The 25,290-nt window shown below is 56.0% G+C and carries 22 protein-coding genes; 16 read left to right on the top strand and 6 right to left on the bottom strand.

What is annotated here, in order from left to right; all coding sequences use genetic code 11:
• Positions 1 to 138: 138 nt before the first annotated feature.
• From DMG62_15905 to DMG62_15885, 5 genes are read right to left on the bottom strand one after another with little or no spacing between them, the layout of a single operon-like run.
• Positions 139 to 2,205 (bottom strand): hypothetical protein, encoded by a 2,067-nt coding sequence (locus tag DMG62_15905; protein ID PYY22037.1) that lies wholly within the window; start codon positions 2,203 to 2,205, stop codon positions 139 to 141.
• Positions 2,202 to 3,107 carry a hypothetical protein gene (locus DMG62_15900; protein ID PYY22036.1) on the bottom strand — a complete coding sequence of 302 codons (906 nt, stop codon included), beginning with the start codon at positions 3,105 to 3,107 and terminating at the stop codon, positions 2,202 to 2,204. The genes DMG62_15905 and DMG62_15900 overlap by 4 nt, the downstream gene beginning before the upstream one ends.
• Before the next feature lie 58 nt (positions 3,108 to 3,165).
• The gene (locus DMG62_15895) at positions 3,166 to 3,636 is read right to left on the bottom strand and encodes a chemotaxis protein CheW (protein PYY22035.1); all 471 of its coding nucleotides are present in this window, start codon (positions 3,634 to 3,636) and stop codon (positions 3,166 to 3,168) included.
• A gap of 18 nt (positions 3,637 to 3,654) precedes the next feature.
• A complete protein-coding gene (locus tag DMG62_15890; protein ID PYY22034.1) occupies positions 3,655 to 5,664 on the bottom strand; it encodes a hypothetical protein in 2,010 nt (669 codons plus the stop codon).
• A gap of 33 nt (positions 5,665 to 5,697) precedes the next feature.
• Complete coding sequence (locus DMG62_15885; GenBank protein PYY22033.1) at positions 5,698 to 6,033, bottom strand: hypothetical protein; 336 nt, start codon at positions 6,031 to 6,033, stop codon at positions 5,698 to 5,700.
• Positions 6,034 to 6,362: 329 nt separating this feature from the next.
• Between DMG62_15885 and DMG62_15880 the strand changes: the two genes are divergently transcribed.
• From DMG62_15880 to DMG62_15805, 16 genes are all read left to right on the top strand, one after another.
• Complete coding sequence (locus DMG62_15880) at positions 6,363 to 8,729, top strand: hypothetical protein (protein PYY22032.1); 2,367 nt, start codon at positions 6,363 to 6,365, stop codon at positions 8,727 to 8,729.
• A 49-nt stretch (positions 8,730 to 8,778) separates the two neighbouring features.
• Positions 8,779 to 9,162, top strand: a complete 384-nt coding sequence (locus DMG62_15875; protein PYY22031.1) for a hypothetical protein — start codon at positions 8,779 to 8,781, stop codon at positions 9,160 to 9,162.
• Positions 9,163 to 10,551: a sigma-54-dependent Fis family transcriptional regulator gene (locus DMG62_15870; protein ID PYY22030.1), complete on the top strand. Its 1,389-nt coding sequence runs from the start codon at positions 9,163 to 9,165 to the stop codon at positions 10,549 to 10,551.
• 202 nt (positions 10,552 to 10,753) lie between these two features.
• Positions 10,754 to 11,131: a hypothetical protein gene (locus DMG62_15865; GenBank protein ID PYY22029.1), complete on the top strand. Its 378-nt coding sequence runs from the start codon at positions 10,754 to 10,756 to the stop codon at positions 11,129 to 11,131.
• Positions 11,128 to 12,555 (top strand): hypothetical protein, encoded by a 1,428-nt coding sequence (locus DMG62_15860; protein PYY22028.1) that lies wholly within the window; start codon positions 11,128 to 11,130, stop codon positions 12,553 to 12,555. The genes DMG62_15865 and DMG62_15860 overlap by 4 nt, the downstream gene beginning before the upstream one ends.
• On the top strand, positions 12,552 to 13,259 hold the full coding sequence (locus tag DMG62_15855; GenBank protein ID PYY22027.1) for a hypothetical protein: 708 nt from the start codon (positions 12,552 to 12,554) through the stop codon (positions 13,257 to 13,259). Before DMG62_15860 ends, DMG62_15855 begins: the two co-directional genes overlap by 4 nt.
• A gap of 16 nt (positions 13,260 to 13,275) precedes the next feature.
• Positions 13,276 to 13,635 carry a two-component system response regulator gene (locus DMG62_15850; protein ID PYY22026.1) on the top strand — a complete coding sequence of 120 codons (360 nt, stop codon included), beginning with the start codon at positions 13,276 to 13,278 and terminating at the stop codon, positions 13,633 to 13,635.
• Positions 13,632 to 14,159, top strand: a complete 528-nt coding sequence (locus DMG62_15845) for a hypothetical protein (protein ID PYY22025.1) — start codon at positions 13,632 to 13,634, stop codon at positions 14,157 to 14,159. The genes DMG62_15850 and DMG62_15845 overlap by 4 nt, the downstream gene beginning before the upstream one ends.
• A 37-nt stretch (positions 14,160 to 14,196) precedes the next feature.
• Positions 14,197 to 15,648, top strand: a complete 1,452-nt coding sequence (locus DMG62_15840; protein ID PYY22024.1) for a hypothetical protein — start codon at positions 14,197 to 14,199, stop codon at positions 15,646 to 15,648.
• A gap of 33 nt (positions 15,649 to 15,681) precedes the next feature.
• Complete coding sequence (locus DMG62_15835; protein PYY22023.1) at positions 15,682 to 16,554, top strand: hypothetical protein; 873 nt, start codon at positions 15,682 to 15,684, stop codon at positions 16,552 to 16,554.
• Positions 16,551 to 19,619: a hypothetical protein gene (locus tag DMG62_15830; GenBank protein ID PYY22022.1), complete on the top strand. Its 3,069-nt coding sequence runs from the start codon at positions 16,551 to 16,553 to the stop codon at positions 19,617 to 19,619. Before DMG62_15835 ends, DMG62_15830 begins: the two co-directional genes overlap by 4 nt.
• A gap of 2 nt (positions 19,620 to 19,621) precedes the next feature.
• Entirely contained in the window at positions 19,622 to 20,767 is a 1,146-nt protein-coding gene (locus tag DMG62_15825) for a chemotaxis response regulator protein-glutamate methylesterase (GenBank protein ID PYY22021.1), read from the top strand.
• Positions 20,764 to 21,291: a hypothetical protein gene (locus tag DMG62_15820; GenBank protein PYY22020.1), complete on the top strand. Its 528-nt coding sequence runs from the start codon at positions 20,764 to 20,766 to the stop codon at positions 21,289 to 21,291. The genes DMG62_15825 and DMG62_15820 overlap by 4 nt, the downstream gene beginning before the upstream one ends.
• Positions 21,288 to 21,737, top strand: a complete 450-nt coding sequence (locus DMG62_15815; GenBank protein PYY22019.1) for a hypothetical protein — start codon at positions 21,288 to 21,290, stop codon at positions 21,735 to 21,737. The genes DMG62_15820 and DMG62_15815 overlap by 4 nt, the downstream gene beginning before the upstream one ends.
• On the top strand, positions 21,734 to 22,498 hold the full coding sequence (locus DMG62_15810; protein ID PYY22018.1) for a hypothetical protein: 765 nt from the start codon (positions 21,734 to 21,736) through the stop codon (positions 22,496 to 22,498). The genes DMG62_15815 and DMG62_15810 overlap by 4 nt, the downstream gene beginning before the upstream one ends.
• Positions 22,499 to 22,516: 18 nt before the next feature.
• Positions 22,517 to 23,239 carry a hypothetical protein gene (locus tag DMG62_15805; GenBank protein ID PYY22017.1) on the top strand — a complete coding sequence of 241 codons (723 nt, stop codon included), beginning with the start codon at positions 22,517 to 22,519 and terminating at the stop codon, positions 23,237 to 23,239.
• A gap of 33 nt (positions 23,240 to 23,272) precedes the next feature.
• Here DMG62_15805 and DMG62_15800 read toward each other — a convergent pair whose 3' ends face one another.
• Entirely contained in the window at positions 23,273 to 25,261 is a 1,989-nt protein-coding gene (locus DMG62_15800; protein PYY22016.1) for an excinuclease ABC subunit B, read from the bottom strand.
• Positions 25,262 to 25,290 lie beyond the last annotated feature (29 nt).

Genomic DNA, 25,290 nt, shown 5'->3' with positions numbered 1-25,290 from the left:
TTTTCAGGCCGAAATTGCCATCCATCGCTGTACCTACGATTTCAATGTCTGGATCGCGCGACAAAATCTTCGGGATCAGCTTTCGCATCAGAGCCGAGTCGTCAATTACGAGAACGCGAACCTTGCCGGAGCCGTTGTTCACGCCGTGACCGCCTCCACCAAGGCCGGTGCTTTCCCAAGTCTTGCCACGACCGCAGCAAGATTGAGAATGAGTACTACGCTGCCGTCTCCCAAAATGGATGCGCCGCTCACGAACTCGGTCGCGGCGATATGGTCGTCCAAAGCTTTGATCACGAGTTCTTCCTCGCCCACCAGACGATCGACGATAAGTCCGAACTTTCTCTCCGCGATCGTGACGACTACCACGAATATCTTGTTGTTGACGGGCAAGGGCCCGCGATGTACGAGCTGTCCCATGCGTATGAGCGTCAGCACCTGGTCGCGCAACTGCATGACTTCATGCTGATCTACCCGGTGCACATCAGAGGCGGAGGCGCGCGCGATCTCCAAAACGGAAGCTAGCGGAACCGCGTATAGGCGATCGGAAACGCGGAACATGAGCGCCTTGATGATTGCGAGCGTTAAGGGAACCTTTAACAGGAATGTAGTGCCGGCGCCTGGTTTTGAATCGATGGAGATCGTACCCTTCAGCTGTTCGATTACGCTCTTGACGATGTCCATGCCGACGCCGCGTCCGGAGATCGCAGTCACCTCATCTGCAGTGCTTAATCCAGGATGGAAGATGAGGTGGAGGGCTTCGTTGTCCGAGATTCGTTCGGCTTCATCGTGCGTGATGATGCCTTTCTCGACTGCCTTGCTGACGAGCTTGTAACGGTCGATGCCCGCCCCATCGTCGGAACATTGGATTACGATCTGGTTGCCTTGATGGAAGGCATTCAGGCGAATTGTGCCTTGCGGCGCTTTGCCGAGGGCGACGCGCTGCTCGGGAGTTTCGATTCCGTGGTCGGCTGAGTTGCGCACGAGGTGTGACAGAGGCTCGGCGAGGGTATCGAGGATGCTCTTGTCGAGATCAGTTTCTTCACCGGAGACCTGGAGAACAACGTTTTTACCGCAGGTCCTCGCGACGTCGCGGACAATGCGAGGAAAGCGGCGAAACAGTTGCTCCACCGGCACCATGCGGATTTTCATCACAGACTTTTGCAGGTCGTTCAGGACGCGAGCTTGAAATGCCAGAGCATCTGCAAATTTCGTCCGCAACGGGTCCTTTTTAAAGCGCTTGTCGAACTCGCTGATGTTCTGCATCAGCATTGATTTCCCAATCACGAGTTCGCCGACAAGGTTCAATACGGTATCGATTCGTTCGGCATCGACGCGCAGCTTCACGCTGGTTGATTGCGCAGTCGCGGCAGTAGAACTCTCAGTCGATTCCGCGTTTGCGTCCGCGATGCCAAGCACGTCGGCGGACTCATCATGCACCGGGACTGCCGCTGCTTGCTCGATGGGACTCTGGGCACTGGCTGCTTCGACAAGAACGTCGGAGATTATCGACGGGATGCGGCACTTTGTTGTGAACACGTCTTCTGATTGCTCGCTTGCGACCGCAAATTCCATTACATCGATGTGCTCGGGAGGGATTGAGGAATCCGGAAACGCCGCAAGTATGTCTCCGAGTTGAGCCAGAACGTTCTTCACGAGCTGCATCGCGGCGCTCTTCATCGGACATGTTGGATCAACCGCCAAGGCTATGTGATAGACGGTCTGTCCCTGGCTGTGCGCGCGCTCGATGGCGATATGTTCGTATTCCGTCCAGGCAAATCGCCCACTGAGTTTGTAAGGAACAATGTTCTTCGGTTCGGGACGCGCGACAAGTTGCCGAATCTTTTCCCGAATTGGAGCAGCGGAAGGAAGCTGACCCTCGCCGCGATAAGCATCCAGCATCGAGGAGAAGACGTCGGCCGCAGCGAGAACAATTTCCGCCAGTTTTGCGCCATTGTTGCGCGCAATGTCGGGAGTGAGTACATCCTCCAGATCGTGAGCGAGGCTGCTCAGTTCTTCGAATCCACAGGAGCCCGAGTCTCCCTTCAGCGTATGAACAGTGCGGCGCACCTCGCGCACGAGTTCGGCGTCGGCAGGGCGCTTTTCCAGACTGAGTCCCTCTTCGTTGAGCGCCTGCAACAGCTCGGCCGCGGTCTCAAAGAAGAGCTCCTTCAACTCGGATTGCCGTTCATCGGGAAACAAGCTCAAACCGTAGCCTCAATTCGTTGATAGGCAGTGCCGTTGTTCTGGTGGATCATGCGGAACTTATCGGTGAGTCCGAACAGGCTCTCCGCGTGACCAACAAACAGATAACCTTCAGGATTAAGACAGCGATAAAATTTGTCGATGAGGCGCTTCTGCTCGGCTTCGTCAAAGTAGATCATCACATTGCGGCAGAAAATCACGTCATTGCGCTGCGGGAGGAACTCGGTCTTGAGGTTGTGAAAGTCGAAGTGCGCGAGCTCCTTCAGGTTCTTCTTCAGGGCATAACGTTCTCCGAGTTTGTCGAAGTAGCGCAGCCGGTAGCCGTAGTCGACCGGCTCCATCTGTAAATCCGAATAAGAAGCTTCCTGGGCAGTTCGCAGCGCGGAATAACTGATGTCGGAAGCCAGAATCTCAACCTTCCAGGGAGGAGGAATCAGCGGCTTCGGTGTCGGCATCTCGAATGGAAGAGGATTGCGCAGGTAGTAATAGGCCAGGGCGTCGGCGATCTGCATAGCCATTGTGTATGGCTCTTGTCCCGTCGAGCAGCCTGCGCTCCAGCAACGCAGACTCCAATCGCGCCGCGACTGCTTGCGGTGCAGAATCTCTTCCAAAATGGTTTTCTGAAATAGATCAAGCTGCGCCCGATTGCGGAAGAAGCTTGTCTCGTTAACCGTGAGGTTCTCCAGCAGAGAGCCGAGCTCCGCCTTGCCCTCGCGGCTGGTGAGCAAACGGTAATAGCTATAGAAGCTGTCTAAACTGCAGGCCCTCAGCCGGCGCTGCAGACGGTCCTGAAGGAAGTGGATGCGACGCTCATCGAAATGCATGCCGCACTCCTGGTAGACGAGGGTCTGCAGGAGCTTGAGTTCGGCGTCGCTGATGACAACAGGAACACTGATAGTGGCCATTGCGCTCTCTTAAAAATCTCTTTACCGCTGTAACCGTCAGGAGTCGGCCGGAGTGCGCTCAGGCAGTCGCTGCTGCGGCGAGGTCTCCCAACCGCCGCAATTCGCCTTGCTGCAGAATCTTCGTGAGGTCAATCAGGATCACGAGGCGTCCGTTCAGCTTGCCGACTCCGGTCACGTACTTCACTTCGCTTTCTTCAAAGACTTCAGGGGGAGCTTCGATCTGGTCGTGGGGCAAACGGAGCACTTCGGAAGCCGCATCCACGATGAGCCCCACCTGCTTCTTATCGATTTCGGCAACCAGGATGCGATTCTTGCGCGTGGATTCAATTCGCACTTCGCCGAATCTCTTGCGCAGATCGATGACCGAGATGATCTTCCCCCGCAGGTTGATCACGCCTTCGACGTAATCTGGCACGTCGGGCACGGCCGTGATTTCCGGGACACGCACAATTTCGTGCACCAGCCCAATCGGAACGCCGAACGTTTCTTTCCCGATACGGAACCCAACGAGTTGGAGATCTTTCGCCATGCGATCCTGTGCCGACGCTCAGTTGATGCTGGACGCGTAACGCGAGGCGTTGTACTCCTGTCCTCGCGCTCCGCCGGTGACGCTTCCATTGGCACTGCCGTTGCGATGTCCGCTGCCATTGAGAGACTCGAGGACAAAACGGTCCATGGCATCCAGCAGCGTGCGCGACATCTTGGACATCTGATCGGCTGAGGCCGCTAATTCCGTCGATCCCGAAGTAGAACGCTGGATCAGTTCGCGCATCTTCTCCATCGCGCGAACCACCGCCTGAGCACCCGAGGCCTGCTCTTCCACAGACGAATTGATCTCGTGCGTGATCTCGTTCAGTCGAGTTGTGGCGCGCGCAATCTGCGACGATCCATTGGATTGCTCGTTCGTCGCTGCGCCGATCTCCTGCGCGAACTTATATACCTCGGTCACCACGTTCGAGATCTTCTTGAGCGCCATGTTCAGATCGGTTCCCTGTGAGAGACCGTCGTTCACGATCGATCGGCTCTTCTCCATGTTCTCTACAGCCTTACGGGCCTCCTTCTGAATGCTCTGGATGAGATCGGAGATTTCACGCGTCGACTGCGCAGACTTTTCCGCGAGTTTGCGAACTTCATCGGCAACGACCGCGAATCCGAGTCCGTGCTCGCCGGCTCGCGCAGCCTCGATAGCGGCGTTCAGAGCCAGGAGATTTGTCTGCTCAGCGAGGTCATCGATTACTTCCACGATCTTGCCGATGTTGTCTGCGCGAGCTCCGAGCTCGCCGATAATGACTGATGAGTTCTGGATGGACGTATTAATGCGGTTGAGCCCATCAGTGGCTTTTTCCATGGTCTGAATGCCGCTGTGGACCTCTTCGCGCGAGCGCTGGGAAATATCGAGCAGTACTTTCGCCGTGTCGGCTACACGCTGGATGGAAGTGACCATCTGATCGATCGAAGCGGAGGTCTCGCTCACACTTGAAGCTTGCGTTTGCGTGTTCTTCACCATGTTTTGCACGTTGATACTCATCTCGTGCATGGTGCTGGTGACTTCATCGATTGCCGATGCGGCCTGGATGTTGATCTTGGCCGACTCATCGGAAGCGCTGGCGACTTCGGTTGAGCCGCCTGCTACCTGCGACGCGCTCTCCCGGACGCTCCTTACCAACTGGCGCAAGCCGATCGTCATTTCGGAGAAGGCTTTCCCCAAAGTGTCACTTTGGGAACGTGGCTGCACCTGCAGGGTGAGATCACCGCCGGCAATGGCCTCTGAGACCGCCGCCATCTCCTTCAGATAAGCGATCATTTTGTTGAAGGTCTTGCTGAGCTCGCCAACTTCATCCTTGCGATTGAGATCGATCTTTTGATCGAGATCACCGGACTCGCCGATCTCACGAGCCACCATCATCAGATGTATGAGCGGCTCGCTGATGGAGAGCGCGGTCTTATAGGCGATGGCCATTCCGCCTCCCACTGCAGCTATCCCCGCCAGGATGGAGAACCAGAAGCTCAAGGTGCTCTTCGTGCTGTCGGCGATTTGCTGCTCCTGAAGATCGGTTTCCGTCGCCGCCATGGTTTGATCGATCGGATCTTTTACTTTCTTTAGCCAGTCGCCAGGATTCAGTTGAAGGTAGAAGATCTGCAGCTCGGCAACCGTTCCATTTCCGGAATCTACGTGCCTGCGTTTTTCGATCAGCGGGCGGGCAAAGTGCTCGGCCCAGTCGTGCTCCGCTTCGTTCAGTTTCTCCAGCGGAATCTGCTCCTCGGCCGTGGCTTTGGCCTCGGTACGGTGGATGGCTTCGTCGAGTTGCGTGACGCCGCTGAGCACCTTCTCCGCTTCACCGGAGTCGCCACTCAGGAGGTAGTTGTTCAGGTGGATCTGGTTTTGGCTGAGCAGGTACTGAAGAGTCGAAGTGTCGCGCAGCAGCCGGAACGAACGGTCGGTCTTGCGCTTCGCCGCCTGCTCGCGCCAGAGTGCGAATTGATTTACCAAGGCAAGGATCAAGGCGAGGGCGATCATCCCGCCAAATCCCCAGTAAAGCTTCTTTGCGATTGTCATTGCCTGTTCACCTGCTCGCTTTTCACAGCGAGATCAATTGCCCATGCCGAAACGGATTTCCACGAATTCTGTGCCTTCCTGGCCGGGTTCGTACTTCCACTGCTTAACTGCGTTCTGGGCCGCGTCGATCAACAATGGGTGTCCACCGATGGTTCTCACGGATTTCACCTGGCCGCTCGCTGCGACCACTAACTCCAACTTCACCGAGCCGATGATGTTCATTCTTTTGGCGAGTTCGGGATATTGCGGGCTGACTTTTGTTCTGATTTTTCTGGCGGCGTCGTCACCGTGAGATAAGAGCGAAAATCCAAGAACGCAGGCAAATAACGCGATAAAACGAAAGGGCTTCCAGCAGAAGGGGTTAGACACAGCAGTCTCCTCCGAGATGAATTCAGCTATCAGAGTGCACGGTCGCTGCCACCGGAAGCAGATTGTGACCTCAGTAATCGGATCTAGTTAAGTTGCTGATTCCAAGGAGCTAAACCTAGGGGATTTTAGAGAGATCCGGGCAATAGAAAGCGGATCGGCGTCTCACGAGGTCCAATTATGTCAGCTTGATGTCTCACGCTGAGAAAACCTGGGGCAAGTAACTGGTTACCTTAGGTGCTCACATATCTGGTTTCGTATTGACTCAAATTGAGAATGCAAGCTACCGTCGCATCTCGATTGGTTCGTTTTGAGACGAACTCCGCACCCGAATGGCACATTTTGCCCCTCCAAAACCTCGCGACTCGGAGTCGCGCGAGACATCGACCGTGCCGCCCGGTTCGGTAGAGTTTCTGCTCACCTGCGTTGAAATATTGAAGGCCCAGACATGGCCCAAGGCCATCCTGGATCGCCTTGCGGAACAAGCGCATGCCTATTTTTATCCACTTCCGGTGGCGCTGATCACCGAGGAGGACGGTAGGCTTTATCTATCTGCTTTTGCGTCTCAGGATGAGAGGTCTCACGCGCGCGCGATCGAACAGGATCTCGCCACACCTTACCAGTCTCTTACAGCCAGCGTCCGCAAAGCGCTGACTGAAGAGCGAACAGGCCTGCAGTCACTCGAGCTTGCTGATACCGGCTTCTCTAGCATCTTCACGGCTCCGATCCGCACGTCGCAATCAAGCACTGTTTTGGCGCTGCTCCTGACCAGTGGCCAGCAATTAGCAGAGGCTGATCGCGCCCTCGTTGCCGCCCTTGCTCAGATCGCGAGCATGGCACTGTCCGACAAGGAGATGTCCCAGCTGTTCATGCGCATCACTCGGTCGAGCCGGCAATGGGCAGGGATGTTCGATTCCATCTCCGATTTCATGTTGCTGCACGATGAGCACCAGAGGATCTCTCGAGTAAATCGCTCGCTCTCGGAAAAGTTGGGGAAGCATCCGGCTGCCGTGCTGGGCCTACCGGTGCGCGAGCTGTTTGGACTGTCGTCCGCTTCACAGGCATGTCCGTTCTGCCTCGATATGCGTAGCGGCGAATTCCGCGAAGAGTTTCGCGAGCCTAAGACAGGCAACATATACCTTGTGTCGTCTTCCCGCCTGCGTGGCGTTGGCGAAGATACGCAGCAGACGGTGCATGTTCTCAAAGACGTCACTGCGAACCGACGGGCGGAGCGGCTCTATCGGGAACTATTCGACAACATTCAGGAAGGAGCCTATTTCTCCGCTCCGGATGGTCGTTTATTGGAAGTGAACGACGCCTTGGTGCGCATGCTCGGCTACAACAGTCGGGAAGAGTTGCTGAAGGTAACTGCACACGATCTATATCTCGAACCTGCACACCGCGAGCTTACCGCGCGCGCATTGAATCAATTCGGTCGTTTGAGAAACCACGAACTGGCGCTGTTGCGGCGGGATGGCTCGATTATTTACGCGCTGGAAAACAGCTTTGTTGTCCGCGACGAGACTGGGAAGGTGGTCGAGTACCGTGGCGTGCTGCTCGATATCACGGAGATGAAGAACGTACAGTCGCAGCTTTTGCGCGAGCACGATTTCAATACGCAGATTCTGAACCACACGCAGAGCCTAATTGCAGTTGCCGACACCGCCGGCTTGGTCAGCTATGCCAACCGTCGTTGCAGCGAGGTCGCCGGTGGGGAAGGGGCTGATCTCGTAGGTTCGCGACTGGAGACTATCGTTCTCGAATCGCATCGCCCCGTATTGCGCGGTGCCATTGAATGCGTTCTCGAAGGCAAGGCTGTAAACAACCTGGAACTTCCGCTCGCTCGCGGACGGCAGACGATTGGCAGCTTCTCGGTGAACCTGAGCCCAATGCGGAGCCCGAGCGGCGAAGTGAATAGCCTGGTCGCCGTGATGACCGACATCACGGATGTCGCCATCCTGCAGGCAAAGTTGATGCACACGGAAAAGATGGCGGCGGTCGGCCAGCTTGTCTCCGGCGTCGCCCACGAGGTGAACAATCCGCTCACAGCCATTCTTGGATTTGCTGATCTTCTACTCGAGAATCCTGAGCTCAACGATCAGGTGAGAGACGATCTGCAAGTGATTGTGCAGGAATCGCAGCGCACGCGTGAGATTGTGCAGAACCTCCTCAGCTTTGCCCGTCAGACTCCACCAGAAAAACACGCGGTCGATGTAAACCAGGTTGTGCGGCGGACGATCGCGCTGCGCTCCTACGACATGGGCAGTCACGGCATCGAGCTCATTGAACGGTTCGATTCGACCTTACCGGAGATCGTCGGGGACGCTCATCAGTTGCAGCAGGTGTTTTTAAACATCCTCAACAACGCTTGCGATGCGGTCCGAGAAACTGGACGCAGAGGACGAATCGTTATCGCCACGGAGCAGTCGGCCGGGCTGGTCGAGGTTCGGTTCCGGGATAACGGTACTGGAATAAGGCACCCGGAACGAATATTCGATCCCTTCTTCACGACCAAAGAGGTCGGAAAAGGAACTGGGCTCGGATTGAGCATCTGCTATGGCATTGTCCGGGAGCACTGTGGAGAGATCGTTTGTTTCAACAATCAGGATTCTGAGGGTGCTACGTTCACGATTCGCTTGCCGTTGATGAAGAGCAAGACCGGCAAGGCTATGGCGAAAGCGGCAGCCTGCGTGAATTAAAGAGTAGAACGACTAAACGAAGACCGTTTAAGGGAAACCACAGCCAGCGATGAGCAAACTTCCGCTACTGATTATTGAAGACGAGAGCGCGGTGATGTCGTTCTTGCGGGCCGCTTTGGAACGAAACGGTTATGAGATCGTTGGCGCGTCCTCCGGCGCTGAGGGATTGAAGCTGCTTGAGAGCGGCAAGTATATGGCAGTTATCAGCGACATGCGCACGCCCGGCGGCGTCACTGGCGCCGATGTTCATGCCTGGATCCGCGCGAATCGTCCAGAGTTGCTGCATCGCATTCTTTTCATAACCGGAGACACGGTGAACCAGGAGACCATGGCGATCCTTCAGAAAACCGGAGCTCCGTGCATCGAGAAACCGTTTCGCGTTGGGCAACTGCTCAAAAGTGTAGAAATGCTGATCGCAGGCGGAGGCCAATAGATGGCTGCAGAAAAGCTTCACCTGATGATCGTGGACGACCAGGAGAGCATTCGTAAGCTGTGCATTACGGTTGGCGGCTCGCTTGGCCTGAATTGCACCCAAGCGGAGAGCGCCGAAGTAGCTCTTGCACGGCTAGAAGCTGAAGCTCCCGAAATGATCCTCGCGGATCTCATGATGCCCAACATGTCAGGGCTCGACTTCCTCACCGAAGTGAAACGCATGCTGCCGCACACGGAAATCGCGATCATGACAGGACACGGCTCTATCGAAACCGCGGTTCAGTCCATGCGATCAGGCGCGTACGACTACATCACCAAGCCATTTCGCATCGAGGAGCTAAAACTACTTTTGCAGCGCATGCAGGAGAAGGTGGAGCTCGTCACTGAGAACCTGTTTCTGCGTGAGCGTGTGAATACCGAAATGGATCTGAACGGCATCGTCGGTTCATCGGCGAAGATCCAGGACTTGCTGCGAATGATCGCGCGCTTGAAGGACACGCGAACTCCGGTCTTGATCACAGGTGAAAGCGGAACAGGGAAAGAGTTAATCGCGCGAGCGATTCATTTTCGCGGACAATATGCCAAGCGTCCGTTCGTCGCCGTAGATTGCGGAGCTCTAGTGCCGACTCTCATCGAGAGCGAACTGTTCGGCTATGAAAAAGGCGCATTTACGGGCGCCGCAAAGAGCAAAGAAGGACTCTTCGAGAGCGCGAATGGCGGCACGATATTTCTCGACGAGATCGGTGAATTGCCTTTGGAGATGCAGGCGAAACTTCTCCGCGTCCTGCAGGAGAAGGAGGTACGGCCAGTCGGCAGCAACAACAAGGTGAAAGTCGACGTGCGAGTGATTGCGGCGACAAACCGCGACCTTGAAGTGGCATATCGCGAAGGCACATTCCGCAAGGATCTGTATTTCAGACTGAATGTAGTCACCGTGCATCTCCCTCCGCTTCGAGAAAGAAAGGCCGACATTCCTGCGCTGGTGCATTGGTTTTCAAACCGGTTTGCGCCCGGCTTGCCGATTCAGGTTACGCAGGCTGCGATGCGTGACATGTTGCAGTACGAGTGGCCTGGAAATATTCGCGAATTGGAGAACTGCATCGAACGCGCGGTGGCCCTTGGCAGCCAGAATGTGATCGATGTTCACGATCTTCCACCGGCCATCCGCAGGCTTTCTGAAGATCAGGATGCATCAGTCGCAGTTGAACTGATGAATTCGACTGACCTGGAAGAACTCGAGCGCGAAACCATCATGCGAGTTTTCGAACAGACGAAAGGCGACAAGGCGCTCACAGGACGAATGCTTGGTATTAGCCGCGCGACTCTGTATCGAAAGCTGAAGCGTTACAACATCGGTTCAGCTAGCGCGATGGCAACAACTCCGAGCTAGCACGGTAGAGACGCAGCGTGCTGCGTCTCTAGCTTTGCATGAGACAGGTGTTTCAGTGTGAGACGAACACATCAGTCTCATAAGCGAACCGCTTGAGACTCCCCAAGATAATCAGGCACTTACGGGAGAAGCTAGTTTGGCAGCCGCTTTGCACATTCTTTACTGTCGCATTCTGCCTCGAGACATGGAGTGAGGGCGGTAGATGGGATTTCTCAGAGAAGCGGATAACCAAAGGCTCGGCACGGGCGTTGGGACGGAAGCTCGCAATGCTGGAAGTGCTGAGATCGACCGGCTCGCGCAGTTTTTTCCGGACGGAACGAAGGTGAAAGTGCCGGTTCAGGTGGCCCGATTACCGCTGGGTTCGGAAACGACGAAAACAGTTCTCGAGTACGGAACATCACGCGAAGTGATCTTCCGCTGCACGCTGCCGGTGGAATTTGGCGACCGCGTGCGGCTCACGAACAAGGATGGATCGCTCGATGCCGAGGCGGAAGTGACGGCTGTGCAAATAGGGACTGCAGAAACACTGGTTGCTGTCAGATTCGTTACGGAAATTCCGAACTGGATTATCAAAGCATGAGCACCGCGACTGTGTCCCTGGTTGAGATCGCCGCTGAATGGCGCACCGCGCGCAGACTCTATCCGTTTTACTCCGCGCTGATTCGGGAGTTTCAGCTCGATGTACCACACTCGAAAGAGTTGGAGAATCCAGTCGATAGACCCGAGCCCCAGGTATTGGAACGAGTGCAGAAGTGGTTTGCTGAGGTTGATCGTCACATACAGGTGGCGCAAATCCGCCAGCTGCTACAGGGTCAAAACTTCGGCGAGGAAGCGACGCTGCGGGCGCTCTTGTTGCGTCATCTTCCGCAGGATCGCAAGGACGAAAACCTCCGGGAGAAGCTCGACTACCTGCTTGTGCAGTACTTCGCGGCGGTTACGCCCCATCATCCTCATGAAGCGAACGTCAGAGCAGCGGAGGTTCTGGAAGCTCTGCAGCCCGTTTTGGGACACATGGAGCTTCGCCAATATCCCTGGAGCAAAGAACTCGATAAGGTAGCCGATGCTGTAGATAACTGCGCAACGCTTTCGGAATTGCTGGAGAGCGGCCTGGTAGAGCTTGGTCGCAATACCAAGAGCAGTTTAGGCGAGTCCTATTTCCAGCCTGCGGCTTTGATCGAAGTTACGCGATTCAATTTCCGTCTTCGCCTTGGGTTCTTCCGTCTCATGCACTCGGACCTGCATGCGATCCGCAAAGCTGTGCAGGAGCTCGAGTCGATGGACGTGATGACGGTGGATTGCAGGGAGGCTGGACTGGGGTCAGAAGAGCCTCTCGCGACTCTGCGGACACTTTGTCAGCAATGGAAGAAGCCTTTCCGCGAAGCCTACAAAGCCGGGCAATCGTTCCGGCAGCTTGGCATCGTGCGTAACATTCTTTCAAAGAAGGTAATGGCTCGTTGGGCGAAAAGAGCCAAAGACAGTTCCGCCCCACTGCAAGGCCCGGCAGTTGTAGCGCCATCTCAACCCCAAGCGGCTCAGCTGGAACCGGTCTTGCCCACTCTTCCAGAGGCCGAGGCGAAAAACGGCGATGGAGATCATTCCCATTTCAGCAACGTCGAACAGGTGCTGGAGATCATTTCGGAGCAATTGTTCGGGAGTAAGCAAAAGACCACCGTTTCCACGGTCTCAATCGGCGAATCAAAGCAAGTGCTTGCGTCGTGGGAGGTCAATGCCTTCGTGCGTGGAGGTGACGACGCCTTCTGCGGTGCTATTCAGCGCGCGGTTGGGGCGCGCGCGTTGCTCTTCGAGTCTAAGGAAAAAATTAAGCGCGGCCACGCGAATCGGCTAGCTGAGGCATTGGACTGCGCGCACATACAGGCCGCGATCATTCAGGAGCAGGTTGCAAAAGCAAAAGATAAAGGGGACATCGATGCCGCTGTCAGCCTGGCTGCGACCGCCAAGCGCCTGCTCTCGGTGATCGAGGAGACGGAGAACTTGAAGGCATGAAGCAAAGAACCAGCGGCACGACCATCCCCCAAAGGGTATTGGTCAGCTCCGACCAGAACGGCTTTTCGCGTGACTTGATCGCCCGCTGGCAGATGCAACCGCAGGTGCCGGAATTCACCGCGCTCAGCAGCGATCTGTTACGAGGCAGCGCGTCGTTGCCGTTTGATGTAGCAATTGTAGGAGACGTAAGACCAGAGAGAACCGCAGCTGTGCTTGCTCAGTTGAATCAGAGTCCCGTTCCGACGGTCTATGTCGCTTCTGTGGGGGAGCCGGTGCACACGCTGCGTCGTGATTATCCGAGAGTGATTGTGGTTTCGCGTCACGATGCATGGTTGGACACTGTGGTGTTGCTGACGGAGGAGATTTTGAGGCGAGCTGAACTCTCTGGGCATATCAGTCGCGTTGAAGAGGGGGCCAGGGCCGGATACAAGCTGGCGACTCTTGGGCGCTACATGGTCGAGATGCGCCACAGCTTCAACAACGCGCTGACGTCGGTTTTGGGAAATGCCGAACTTTTGCTGTTGGAGACAACTGCCCTCAAGCCAAGTATGCGAGACCAGTTGGAGACGCTGCATGCCATGACGCTGCGGCTGCACGAGATGATGCAGCGTTTTACTTCGCTCGAGGTGGAAATGCAATGCACGGAGAAGGCATCGCGCTCCGAGAAGATGATCGAGCCAATTTCATACGCAACACGCGTTTAGTCACAGGTAAAACAAAGTGAAGAAGATTCTCATCGTCGACGATTCGCTGGCTGAAGTGAAGCTGATGCAGTCTGTGCTGCAGCAGGCGGGCTATTGGCCGGTCGCGTTACACGATCCACGCAAGATCGAAGCCACCGTAGCGGCGGAGCGCCCGAGTCTCATTCTGCTCGATGTAGTGATGCCCGAGCGCAACGGCTTCCAGGCGTGTCGCGAGCTAAAAGGAAACGATGCATTTCGAAACATCCCTGTAGTGATTGTCAGTTCAAAGAACACGGACAGCGATAAATTCTGGGCGCAGCAGCAGGGCGCCGATGGCTATGTAATTAAACCGTTCACGCCAGCGGAGTTGCTGGGAGCGGTGCAGAGGTTTGTATAAACGTGCAGGAAGAACCAGCAGCACCAGAGCAGTTAGAACCGATTTCGCCGGAGCAGGAAGAGCTTCTAGCGGCGGAAGAGAGCCTGCCAAAACGCCAGTATTGCGTGTTTCGCGCAGGGCGCGAGCGGTTCTGCCTGGGAGTGCTGGATGTTGAGGAAGTGGTCGAGTGGCCATCAGTGACGAAGATGCCGTTGTCCCCAAGTTTCCTGATGGGAATTTTTAATCTGCGTGGCTCGATCGTGCCGATTGTGGATATTGCGTTTACAGAAGGACGGCGGCCGGATCTCTTGCCACGGCATGTAGTGGTCGCTTCGCTGCCCGGAGACGAGATACACGATGAGGTGCGGGTCGGCATCGCGGCTGATGAGGTCTTTGGCACTTTCAGTACCTCGGAGCCACTGATTCTGACGGATGCACCACGAGAAGTTCCGCATTGTCGCGGTATGCTGCGGCACGAAGACCGCCTGGCATTGACATTGGATTTGCGGCGGCTGGTCGACGTATTCCCAGTCCCGGTAATTTGATTGGAGTAACAATGGAGTTCAGGTTTCGGAGGCTGTTATGAAAGGTCGGCTGAATCAAGCCATGTGGACGCTGGGCGCCTTCAATGCGATCGCGCTGTTTGTCGTCCTTTACTTAGCGTACACGGCAGGGGCGAGTGCCAACGGTGCCGCTGGTATGGGCATTAGCGATGCGATGTCGGCGAGCGGCAAGGCGCCGATGCTCCTGTTCATCGCTATTTTCATTTGCTTGTCCATGACATGCGCGCTCTTGTTTATGCTCTCGAATAAGGTCGCCAAGCCTGTGAACGAGCTGGTGGACTACTCGCAGAAGTTTGCGAAGGGCGAGTACAGCAGCCGTCCGCAGATTGATTCGAACGATGACTTCGGGCTGATCGCCGAGAATTTTACCCGCAGCTCTGAGCGAGTCTCGCGCGCGGTCGCAAATCACGATGCCCAGGAGAATCTACAGAAGAGCGTTACGGAATTCCTTACGGTTGTAAGCCAGATTGCCCGCGGTGATCTCACGTTGCGCGGGCGGGTTACCAACGACGCGCTCGGCAACGTTGTTGATTCCGTGAACTACATGCTTGAGAACTTCATGAAGGTGCTCGAGCGCGTGCGTAAGGCCGCCGTTGACGTTTCCTCCAGCGCGAACGAAATATTGCTCTCCTCGGAAGATATGGCCAGCGGCGCCGTTCAGCAGGACCAGGAGATCACCAATACTTCCTCCGCAGTGGAAGAGTTGACGGTGTCGATGAAACAGGTGTCGAACAACGCTGAAGCCTCCGCCGAAGCGGCGCGCAGAGCGCTGGACGCTGCCGAACAAGGAAACCGCGCTGTGCGCGATACGCTCGATGGTATGCAGCGCATTCGATCTTCGGTGCAGGCTACGGCGAAGAAGATCAAATCGCTGGGCGATCGTTCGCTGGAAATTTCGGAGATCATCAACGTGATTAACGACATCACCGAACAAACAAACCTGCTGGCTTTGAACGCCGCGATCGAAGCGGCGCGAGCCGGCGAAGCTGGACGTGGATTCGCCGTCGTCGCGGACGAAGTCCGGAAGCTAGCCGAACACTCGCGTACCGCGACGAAGGACATTGCAGCGTTGATCAAAGCCATCCAGGCGGAAACCAACGAGGCTGTGGTGGTGATGGAAGAAGGCACTAAGGAAGTGGAAGTGGGAGCGCGGCTGGCAGATCAGGCCGGCAAGGCGCTCGATGCTATTTCCAGCGTGGTGCGCCAGTCAGCAGAGCTGGTACAGGAAATTTCGCTGGCCTCGAAGCAGCAGGTGCGCGGCACAGAAGGCGTGGCGAACGCGATGCAAATTATCTCGAACATCACTCGCCAGACCTCACAGGGCGCGCGGCAGACAGCACGCACAGTCGAGAATATGGTGAAGCTCTCAGAACAGTTGAATGAAGCCCTCTCCCAATTCCGCACGGCGGGGAGCGGTCCAGTGGAAGTAAGAGGTGTTACAACGGCGGCATTTCACGCCGTCAAGGCGTAATGGCGAGCCGATGAATAGATTTTTCGGCCCTGAATGAGCAGCTTGATGAAGGATGGAAATACAGCGGCATTGACTGAGCATGAGCTCGCAGAGATTCGTCTGTTCATCCTGCGGCGTTCAGGGATTCTATTCGACGAATCTCGAACTAGATTCCTGTCCGACCGTGTTAGCAAGCACCTGAAACATCGCGGCTTGGCACACGGTACTGATTTACTGCGCTTGATTGGCGGCTCCAACGCCGAATACGAAGGGCTGCTGGAGATATTGCTCACGCAGGAGACCTCGTTCTTCCGCTACCCCTCGATATACGAGGCGCTGGAAAAACGAGTGCTGCCTGAGCTGCACGGCAAGAAGTTTTGGCATAACCCTCGCTCGTTGCGCATTTGGACTGCGGGATGTTCTACGGGTGAGGAGCCATATTCGATAGCGATCAGCTTGCTCGAGACATTGGAATTTCCGGAGGCTTGGAATATCGAGATCCTGGCGACAGACATCAGCCGTCATGCTCTGGATATAGCTCAGCGCGGGCAATATTCACGTCGCGATCTCGCTTCGATGGTGCCCGAACACATTGAAGCGTACTTCACGCCCATAGCGGGTGGTGAGTATCGGGTTAAACAGCGGCTGCGGAAGATGATCGCCTTTGCGCAGATGAATCTCGCGCAAATGGTGTACATGGGCCGCTTCGATTGCATTTTCTGCATGAACGTTTTGATCTACTTTTCGGATGAATTACGAGCGACGTTGATTCGCAGCTTCCATGAGTGCCTGGAGCCGGACGGCTATCTCTTTCTTGGTCACGCGGAGTCCATCGCGAAAGCGAAAGTAGATCTTGAGCCCATCGTCATCAGCGATTCGCTCATTTATCGCAAGTCGATGCGTAGCGCCCTGCAGGAGAGTCTGTGAACACGCCCGGACAAGAATTCGTCGAAGTGTTTCTGCAGGAGGCGTCGGAGCACCTGCAGTTCCTGCGAGAGTACTCCGGAATTTTGCAGGATCCTTATCCGGTTCCCGAAGACATCCAACGGTTGTACATCTCGTCGCATACGCTCGAAGGCAGCTCCGGTTCGTACGGCTATCCACTATTTCGCGAAGTCGCGAGCAAGCTCAGCCACATCTTCCAGTATGCGATGAATGCCGTCATTGCGCCGGATGCAACCGCGGCCCTCGTCGAGTTTATCTCCGAAGGGATTGCCGTTCTCGAATCCGACTTGCTGATGATCAGCGCAAATGGAGTCGAGAACGCGGAAGAGATCGCGACTTTTAAGCAGCGATACGCGTTTGCCTTTGAGCCTGCTCCAGCGACGCCGGAGCCTGTTCAGGAATACGTAGCGCCTGTCCACCTGCACAAGACGCCGGAACTGCCGTTGTCGGCAGAGCACGCTCCAACGGCACAGCCTTCAGTCCCGCAAGCGAGCTCTCACGAGACGGAGCCTGCAACCTCGTCCGGAATTGCCGATCTGGAGCCGGATGGAGAGATTCCTCCGGAGATTCTTGAGTTCTTTGTTCCCGAAGCGGAAGAGCACTTACAGCTAGTCCAGGATTGCCTGTTAGGAATCGAAACCTCAAGCGATCCGGAAACGGTTCACCGCCTCTTTCGCTCGATGCACACAATCAAGGGCTCGGCAGCGCAGGTTGGATTGCAGCGAATCTCTCGTGTCGCGCATAGCGCTGAAGATCTCATCGGTCGCGTGCGAGATGGAGAGATTAAGCCAACGCAGCAGGTGATTGATCTTTGTCTCGAATCGGCTGATGTAATCAAGAAACTGATCTATGGGCAATGGCCGGATGAGAGCACGCTTCAGCGCAGCGTCAAGTCGCTGCTCGGTCGGCTGAAGCAAGTCGCATCGGGAGGAAATGCCGCCGCCTCGGGACAAAAGCAGCTGGTTCACACTTCTAGCCAACCTGTCCCGCCATCGTCGGTTACGCCGCCAAAGCAAAGCAGCGCGCAGGCGAAACCACACGTAATTGAGCTATCCGACGCTGAAGTGGAACCGGAATTTATCACTGGCTTGCGCAGCAAAGAGCCTGCCGCGCTGCCTCAATCTAAATCAGTACGCATCGCGCTCGACCGTCTTGACAGCATGATGAACGTGGTTGGCGAGCTGGTCATCAATCGAACACGCATGTTGGGCCGACTGGCGGAGCTCGAGCGTCTGGCGGATGTCCTCAACTTCTCCAAGGGAAGAATGTCCGACAAGATCGGCGAATTCCAGGAGAAGCATGAGTTCAACCGGCTCGTGGGCGGATTTACGTCTTCGTTCTCATCGCAAGCCGCCGCCGGCTTCGACGATCACTCCGAGTTCACTGAACTCGAGATGGATCGCTATGATGATTACAACATTCTTTCGCGCTCGCTGACGGAAATCTCCGCTGATGTAACAGAAGTTCTCACGCAGCTTGACGGATTCGTACGCCGCGTTGATTCCGACATCGATGAGTTCACCGGACTTGCGCACCGGCTGCAAGACGAAATTACGCAGGCGCGAATGGTTCCGATTGGGAACCTCTACACGCGCATTTCACGCACAGTGCGCGATGCCGCGAAGGCGTCGGGCAAGTTAGTTGAACTCAATCTTGCGGGCGCCGAAACGGAGCTGGACAACAGCATCATTCAGCAGATCTCCGATCCACTGATCCATCTTGTCAGGAATGCAGTTGCACACGGACTGGAAACCACAGAAGAGCGCTATCGCGCCGGCAAGACCGATCACGGCAATGTAGCCGTACGGGCGTACCATCGCGGCAATCACATCTACATCGAAGTAGAAGACGACGGAAAGGGAATTGAGTACGAGCGCGTTCGCAAGGCAGCAGTAGACCAGGGCGTCTATTCTCAGGAGCAAGCCGAGAAGCTCGGAGAGAGGGACTTGCTGGAGCTTCTATTCCATCCAGGTTTCTCGACCGCGTCGCGAAAAACAGAACTTGCCGGACGCGGCGTCGGACTCGACGTAGTTCGCGCCAATCTGACAGGGTTAAACGGCGAAATCGATGTCGACACGCAGGCGGGTTTGGGGACGCGCTTCACGCTGAAGGTTCCGCTGACGCTGATCATTTCGCAAGCGCTCTTCGTGCGCTGTGGCGAGATGAGCTTTGCCGTACCGCTTTCTTTCGTCGAAGAGATTCGTCGCGTTCCCGCCGGAGCTGTTGAAGAGGTTGGCGGAAAATTGTTGACAAAGGTCCGGGAGGCAGTCACCGAGGTTGTCCGTCTCGATTCCCAGCTTGGGCTGCCTAAATCCGAGCCCGTGAATGGTTATTGTCACCTGGTGCTGGTCACCGTTGCGGGTCGCTCCGTCGGAGTGGTCGTCGACGAAGTGATTCGAAAAGACGAAATCGTTATCAAGAACCTCGGTGAGTATCTGCGGAATGTGAAGCTCTTTCCGGGGGCTACGATTGCCCCCGATGGCAGTCTGATCCTGCTCATCGATGTAAATCGGCTTGTAGCAGGAGAATCGATCGAGAAGCGTCCGCTGATGACCAGCGCAACGGCAGCGCGGATCTTCGCGCCAGGTGCGGCAGCAGTGGCCGCTGGACACATCCCCCGGAGCGCGATTGAACAGGTGGCTGTCGAAAAAGTGGTCATTCTGGCAGACGATTCCATCAGCGTGCGCAAATTCGTCGGTCGCATGCTGGAGAAAGCCGGTTACCGCGTGCGCTTAGCGGGAGATGGTCTTGAAGCCCTGGAGATTGCCCTGCAGGGACAATGCGACTTGATCATCACGGACCTGGAGATGCCGCGCACCAACGGTTACGAGCTGATGATGCACCTGCGTCAGACTCCAGAAACGAAACACATTCCCGTAATGGTGGTTACGTCCCGCGCGGGCGAGAAACATCGTGATCGCGCCATCAAGGAAGGCGCGTCGGCATTCCTGACCAAGCCTGTTCAAGACGAGCAACTGATCGCGGCTGTACAAGAGCTGATTGGCGTAGCCCATAGTGGCTTACTGGGCATGGCACAAACGGTTTAAGCATGACTGGTTCGAAGAAAATTCGAGTACTCATCGCCGATGATTCGGCGTTCATGCGGAAAGTGCTGCATAGCATTCTTCTGGCAGAACCCGGATTTGAGGTCGCAGGTGAGGCGCGCGATGGACGCGAAGCCGTATCGCAGGCCGAGGCACTGAAACCGGATGTCGTAACCATGGATATCAACATGCCTCATGTGGACGGTCTGCAGGCGACGGAGCAGATCATGTCCATTAATCCACGCCCAATTCTGATTGTGAGTTCCGAATCGCGCGAGGGCGCGGAAGTAACTCTGAAGGCGCTCGAACTTGGGGCGATTGACTTCGTTGCGAAGCCAACCAGCGGCGTCGACTTGGATATGAGCAGCGTTCGCGATGAGCTAGTGCGAAAACTGCGGGTCGCTGCGAAGGTGCGAGTCGTCAGGACGGCATCACGAACCAAATTGGGACATGACGTGGCGAGCTCGGCTCCGCGCACGGAACCTGGCTCGGCGCCCGCAGCAAAATCTGAAGAGCAAAAGCCTAATGGCGCTCCTACACCACCGCGATCTCAGAACAAGTTCCCGCTGGTCGTGATTGCTGCTTCTACCGGCGGTCCGGCGACGCTGATGAAGTTCTTCCCGCTGTTTCCACGGGAGTTTCCCGCCGCGGTCATCGTGGTTCAGCATATGCCGCGGAATTTTACCTCGCAGTTCAGCCAGCAACTCTCCGAGACCTGCTCCATACGTGCCAAGGAAGCGGAGGCTGGCGAGATCCTCGCTCCGGGAACGGTGTACGTGTGTCCCGGATCGCACCACATGCGTATTTCCTCGACTGGGCGGGTAATGCTCGACGATGGTCCACGAATTCTTGGCTATCGTCCGTGCGCAGACGTGACTTTAGAGAGCGCTGCGGCCTACGCCGGCACGATGTGCATTGGAGTGGTCCTTACCGGAATGGGAAATGACGGCGTACGTGGAGCACAAGCCGTCAAAGACGCCGGAGGTTGCGTAATCGCCCAGGACGAAGCCACCTCGGTCATCTTCGGGATGAATGGCGAGGCAATTCGCGCGGGGGCCGTCGATCAAGTATTACCGATTGACGATGTCTTCGGGGCGATCGAGAAAAGAATTCTTCAGATTCACAGTCCGGCTCGCGCGGGTGCCGTATGAGTGTCAGCCGGGCTTCGAGAAACGAGAAATCGGGCGCTCGCAGCGGAGAGGCGGTGATCCTGTTCTCCGTCGCTGGCATGAAGTTTGCGATCGCGGCAAGTGCTATCGAGGAGATTCGCGATTTTACCGGAGTTCAGAAGCTTGGCCTGGGAACTATTCCGGAAAAGTTTTCAAAGGTAAAGCAGATACTCGAGCGGCAGGGACAACGCTACTTCATGGTTGACGCATGCGAGCACTTTCGTCTCGCGATGGCGCGTCCAGCAAGGGTGCTGGTCCTACGCCACGCACGGGCAGCCGTGAGCGTCGATGCTATCGAGTCCATGCTCGAGCTCAACGCAATGCAGGCTTTGCCAAAAGCTTTTTCAGGCGAAGAGCGAAACTGGTATCGGGGTCTGGCGCTGATCAAGGGGAAAGTGATTCCCGTCGTCCGGCCGGAAGCATTTTTGAGTAAGGCTGAGGTCGCTCTCATTGAAGCGTCCTTGCGCAGTCGCGAAGCTGGAGCAAGAGCGGTGGCTGGAGCATGATAAAGAAGAGCAAAGCAGGAGAAAACTTCGTTGTCTTTCCCATGGGGAAGAAGCGCTTTGCTCTTTCTGCCGAGCAGGTGAGCGAGTTGTCGCGTCAGCGAGAGCGTGGAGCAGAGGAGCAGCAGACGTTTCCTCACACTACGCGAATGCTTACCGGAGTCGTGTTGCGTCGCAACCAGATTGTGCCAGTTGCCGATATAGCTCCCGTGTTGGTTGGGCCGGAGGTGCCCGAGCGAAAGTTTTACCTGATCATAAATCTTGGTGGAAAGAGCGGACTGACTCGAGCCGCCGTGCCAGTGACCGGAGAATGCGAACTCGCGCAGGCGGAGCGTCTGCCAGGAAACGGCAAGCTGGCGCCGTACGTATCGGGATTGCTGTCGTTCGATGATGAAATCGTGGAGGTGCTCGACCTCGAACGCCTGATGGCGGCGGAGGTGCGCGCATGAGTCCGCAAACCTCTCCGAAGATCCTTCTGATCGATAGCAACGTGTTCTTTGCGAAGCGCCTGACTGACGCCATGAAGCAGGAAGGTATGGAGGTAACCCACAGCACGCAGGCAGCATATGCGCTCACCATGCTGGAGTGGGACGCTCCTTCCGCCATTCTGTGCGCCACCAATTTGCGTGAGATGAATGCCTTTGATTTGCCGCACATCGTTCACGCAGACACCAAGACCGCACACATTCCCATCATGGCACTCGGCGATGGCGGAGACCACGCCTTGATGGCCGCCTTCCGCGCCGGTTGTGACGATTACGTGGATCGCAAGCTCGGGCCTGAGCATATCGCGTCGCACATGCGCGCCTTCTTGAAGAGCCACGAAGAAGGGTTCCAGCCAACGCAGATGCTGGGGGGCTCCGATACGGCGTTGAGCGGAAGTCTCTCGCATCTGGATCTGCTTGGAGTCATACAGATGCTGTTGCACTCGAGACAATCGGGCGCATTGCATATCAACGCCGCTGATCTTGATGGTGTTCTGTTCTTCGACGCTGGCGATATCTCTCATGCGGAAGCGGGAGAGCGCATTGGCGACGAGGCTGTATTGGAAATTGTGAAGCGCACGAATGGAATCGAGAACGGAGTGTACAAGTTCGTTCCTGGAGCAACCGCGGCGACACGCACCGTGCTGCGATCCGCGACGGAACTCATGCTTGATGCTCTGCGTGAGCTCGACGAAGGCGCGAGCTTACTGGATGAGGAGGTATAGGTGGCTAGCACCCCTACTGTGGTTTTCATCGACGACAGCGCCACGATGCGCGAAGTCATCAAGATCGCGTTTCGGCGCGAAAACATTGAGGTTGTCGCTTATCCGGATGCAGCCAGCGCGTTGCCAAGCATCGAGCAAGGCAATCCGGACGTGGTCATCACCGACGTGATCATGCCCGACAAGGATGGCTACGAGGTCTGCCAACACATCAAGCAGCATCCTCGGCTTGGCAACACGCCCGTGATTCTCATGTCGGGGGTGGTGAATCGGGCAGTGGCGGAAAAGGCTTTTTCGGTGAAGGCCGACGAGCTCATTCGCAAACCCTTTCAGCCGCAAGATTTAATTACGCGAGTAAAACATCTACTTAAGTCGGAAAGCAGTCCTGCTGCCTCACAACCACAAGCTAATGCTGCAGCGGCCCTCAGCAGCATCTTCTCGGGCGCGCCGGTGAATGGTGGCGCTAAACCGCGACCGAGCGCAGCAATTGGAGCGCAGCCTCCGGCAACGGTAGCGCCAAGTCCGGCTCAGGAGATACCTGGCGCAGCTGCCCCGCCGGCGCAGTCATTGGGCAATGGAGCCACAGCAAAGGTAGGGGTCAGTGCATTGGGAGATATGGGTAAGTTGAAGATGGAGATTGCGCGTTTAGAAGGATTGGTGAAGAAACTGCAATCGGAGCTGGCCGCTGAGCGCGAATATGTCCGCTCATTAGAGGAGCACTTCAAGACCGCACAGCAGGGCTAGATTTATCGAGCCGCAGCCGAGCCGGAAAGCGCGCTAGGTTATCAGGATTTCCTTAGATCGCAAATCCTTGATCGTATCCCGGAGCTTCGCCGCCTTTTCAAATTCAAATTTCTTGGCGGCCTCACGCATCTGTGCTTCGAGACGAGAAATATAACCGTCCAAATCCTGTTGAGTTCCGAATTCTGGAACGGACTCGACCGCCTCGGTGAGCTCCGTAGCATCGGGATCGACGATTTGCGCCAACGAGTACTCGAGCGGCCTCACGATGGATTCCGGCGTAATCCCGTTTTCCTCGTTGTATGCGCGCTGAATAGCGCGACGACGTTCAGTCTCATCCATTGCGCGCCGCATAGAGTCGGTCATCACATCGGCGTAGAGAATAGAGCGGCCGTTTAGATTCCTGGCGCACCGTCCGATAGTTTGAATAAGCGATCCACTGGACCGCAGAAACCCTTCTTTATCGGCGTCCAGCACCGCGACAAGCGATACCTCGGGCAAGTCAAGGCCTTCACGAAGTAGATTGATTCCGATCAGCACGTCGAACTCACCGCGCCGCAAGTCCCGCAGAATCTTGATGCGTTCAAGGGTTTCGATTTCGGAATGCATGTAGCGGCAGCGCACGCCGACCTCGCTGTAGTATTCGGCTAAGTCTTCCGCCATGCGTTTGGTGAGAGTAGTAACAAGTACGCGCTCTCTGCATTCGACACGCAACCGAATCTCGTGCAAGAGATCATCGATCTGTCCTTTTACAGGGCGAACCTCAACTTCAGGATCTATTAATCCGGTGGGCCGAATGATCTGCTCGACTACAACCCCTGCCGACTTCGTCAACTCGTACGGGCCGGGTGTAGCCGAGACATAGATTCCTTGATTTACCCGCGTCTCAAACTCCTCGAATTGCAATGGACGATTGTCCATTGCTGATGGCAGACGGAAGCCGTACTCAACCAGGTTGGCTTTGCGTGAGCGGTCCCCATGCCACATCGCGTGGAGTTGGGGGACAGTTTGGTGGGACTCATCGATAAAAAGCAGGAAATCGCGCGGCACATAATCGAGCAGCGTCGGCGGAGCCTCGCCGGGCAACCGTCCGGAAAAATGACGTGAATAGTTCTCGATCCCATGGCAGTATCCAACCGACTTGATCATCTCGAGATCGAATCGCGTGCGCTGGTGAACTCTCTGCGCTTCCACAAGCCGGCCCTGTTGCTCGAGTTCTTTCTCCCACCACGCCAATTCTTCCAGAATGGAATCGATCGCACGCTTCTTGCGATCCGGCTGCAGCACGTAATGGCTCTTCGGATAGATCGGCAGGCGCGCGTACTTCTGCTTCACTGTGCCAAACAGCGGATCGATCTGCGAGAGAGATTCAATCTCATCGCCGAAAAGTTCAATCCGGTACGCCATGTCGTCATACGTTGGGAAGATCTCAATCACATCGCCGCGTACTCGAAACGTTCCACGACGAAACTCCGATTCGTTGCGCTCGTAAAGGATTTCGACCAGCCGCCGAGTGATGTCCTCCCGTCGGATTTTCTGTCCTTTCTCCAAAAAGAGCAGCATGCCGTAATAGGCGTCCGGCGAACCGAGACCGTAAATACAGCTAACGGAGGCAACAATTATGCAATCGCGCCGCTCAAACAGCGACTTGGTGGCCGAGAGCCGCAGCTTATCCAGTTCATCATTTACGGTGGCTTCTTTCTCGATATAGACATCGCCAGAAGGAATGTATGCCTCAGGCTGGTAATAGTCGTAGTAAGAAACGAAGTATTCAACCGCGTTGTTAGGGAAGAACTGTCTGAACTCGTGATAGAGCTGGGCGGCCAGAGTCTTATTGTGGGCTAGTACCAGGGTCGGACGGTTGAACCTCTCGATGACCTTGGCCATCGTGTAGGTCTTCCCAGATCCAGTCACACCGAGAAGGACCTGATGCTTCTCGCCAGCGTAAAGACCTCGCGACAATTCCTCAATCGCGCGGCCCTGATCACCGGCCGGCTTGTAATCGCTTACCAGCTTGAAGTCCATAAACGGAAGCCCACAGAGCGAAAAATCAG

This window comes from Acidobacteriota bacterium (assembly GCA_003225175.1).
GTDB lineage: Bacteria > Acidobacteriota > Terriglobia > Terriglobales > Acidobacteriaceae > Gp1-AA112.
This window is presented reverse-complemented; position numbering and strand designations above follow the sequence as displayed.

Coding starts and splice junctions, on each gene's coding strand:
- DMG62_15900 (PYY22036.1), bottom strand. CDS start 3,107: ATGGCCACTATCAGTGTTCCTGTTGTCATCAGCGACGCCGAACTCAAG.
- DMG62_15895 (PYY22035.1), bottom strand. CDS start 3,636: ATGGCGAAAGATCTCCAACTCGTTGGGTTCCGTATCGGGAAAGAAACG.
- DMG62_15890 (PYY22034.1), bottom strand. CDS start 5,664: ATGACAATCGCAAAGAAGCTTTACTGGGGATTTGGCGGGATGATCGCC.
- DMG62_15880 (PYY22032.1), top strand. CDS start 6,363: ATGGCACATTTTGCCCCTCCAAAACCTCGCGACTCGGAGTCGCGCGAG.
- DMG62_15875 (PYY22031.1), top strand. CDS start 8,779: ATGAGCAAACTTCCGCTACTGATTATTGAAGACGAGAGCGCGGTGATG.
- DMG62_15870 (PYY22030.1), top strand. CDS start 9,163: ATGGCTGCAGAAAAGCTTCACCTGATGATCGTGGACGACCAGGAGAGC.
- DMG62_15865 (PYY22029.1), top strand. CDS start 10,754: ATGGGATTTCTCAGAGAAGCGGATAACCAAAGGCTCGGCACGGGCGTT.
- DMG62_15860 (PYY22028.1), top strand. CDS start 11,128: ATGAGCACCGCGACTGTGTCCCTGGTTGAGATCGCCGCTGAATGGCGC.
- DMG62_15855 (PYY22027.1), top strand. CDS start 12,552: ATGAAGCAAAGAACCAGCGGCACGACCATCCCCCAAAGGGTATTGGTC.
- DMG62_15840 (PYY22024.1), top strand. CDS start 14,197: ATGAAAGGTCGGCTGAATCAAGCCATGTGGACGCTGGGCGCCTTCAAT.
- DMG62_15835 (PYY22023.1), top strand. CDS start 15,682: ATGAGCAGCTTGATGAAGGATGGAAATACAGCGGCATTGACTGAGCAT.
- DMG62_15825 (PYY22021.1), top strand. CDS start 19,622: ATGACTGGTTCGAAGAAAATTCGAGTACTCATCGCCGATGATTCGGCG.
- DMG62_15820 (PYY22020.1), top strand. CDS start 20,764: ATGAGTGTCAGCCGGGCTTCGAGAAACGAGAAATCGGGCGCTCGCAGC.
- DMG62_15815 (PYY22019.1), top strand. CDS start 21,288: ATGATAAAGAAGAGCAAAGCAGGAGAAAACTTCGTTGTCTTTCCCATG.
- DMG62_15810 (PYY22018.1), top strand. CDS start 21,734: ATGAGTCCGCAAACCTCTCCGAAGATCCTTCTGATCGATAGCAACGTG.
- DMG62_15800 (PYY22016.1), bottom strand. CDS start 25,261: ATGGACTTCAAGCTGGTAAGCGATTACAAGCCGGCCGGTGATCAGGGC.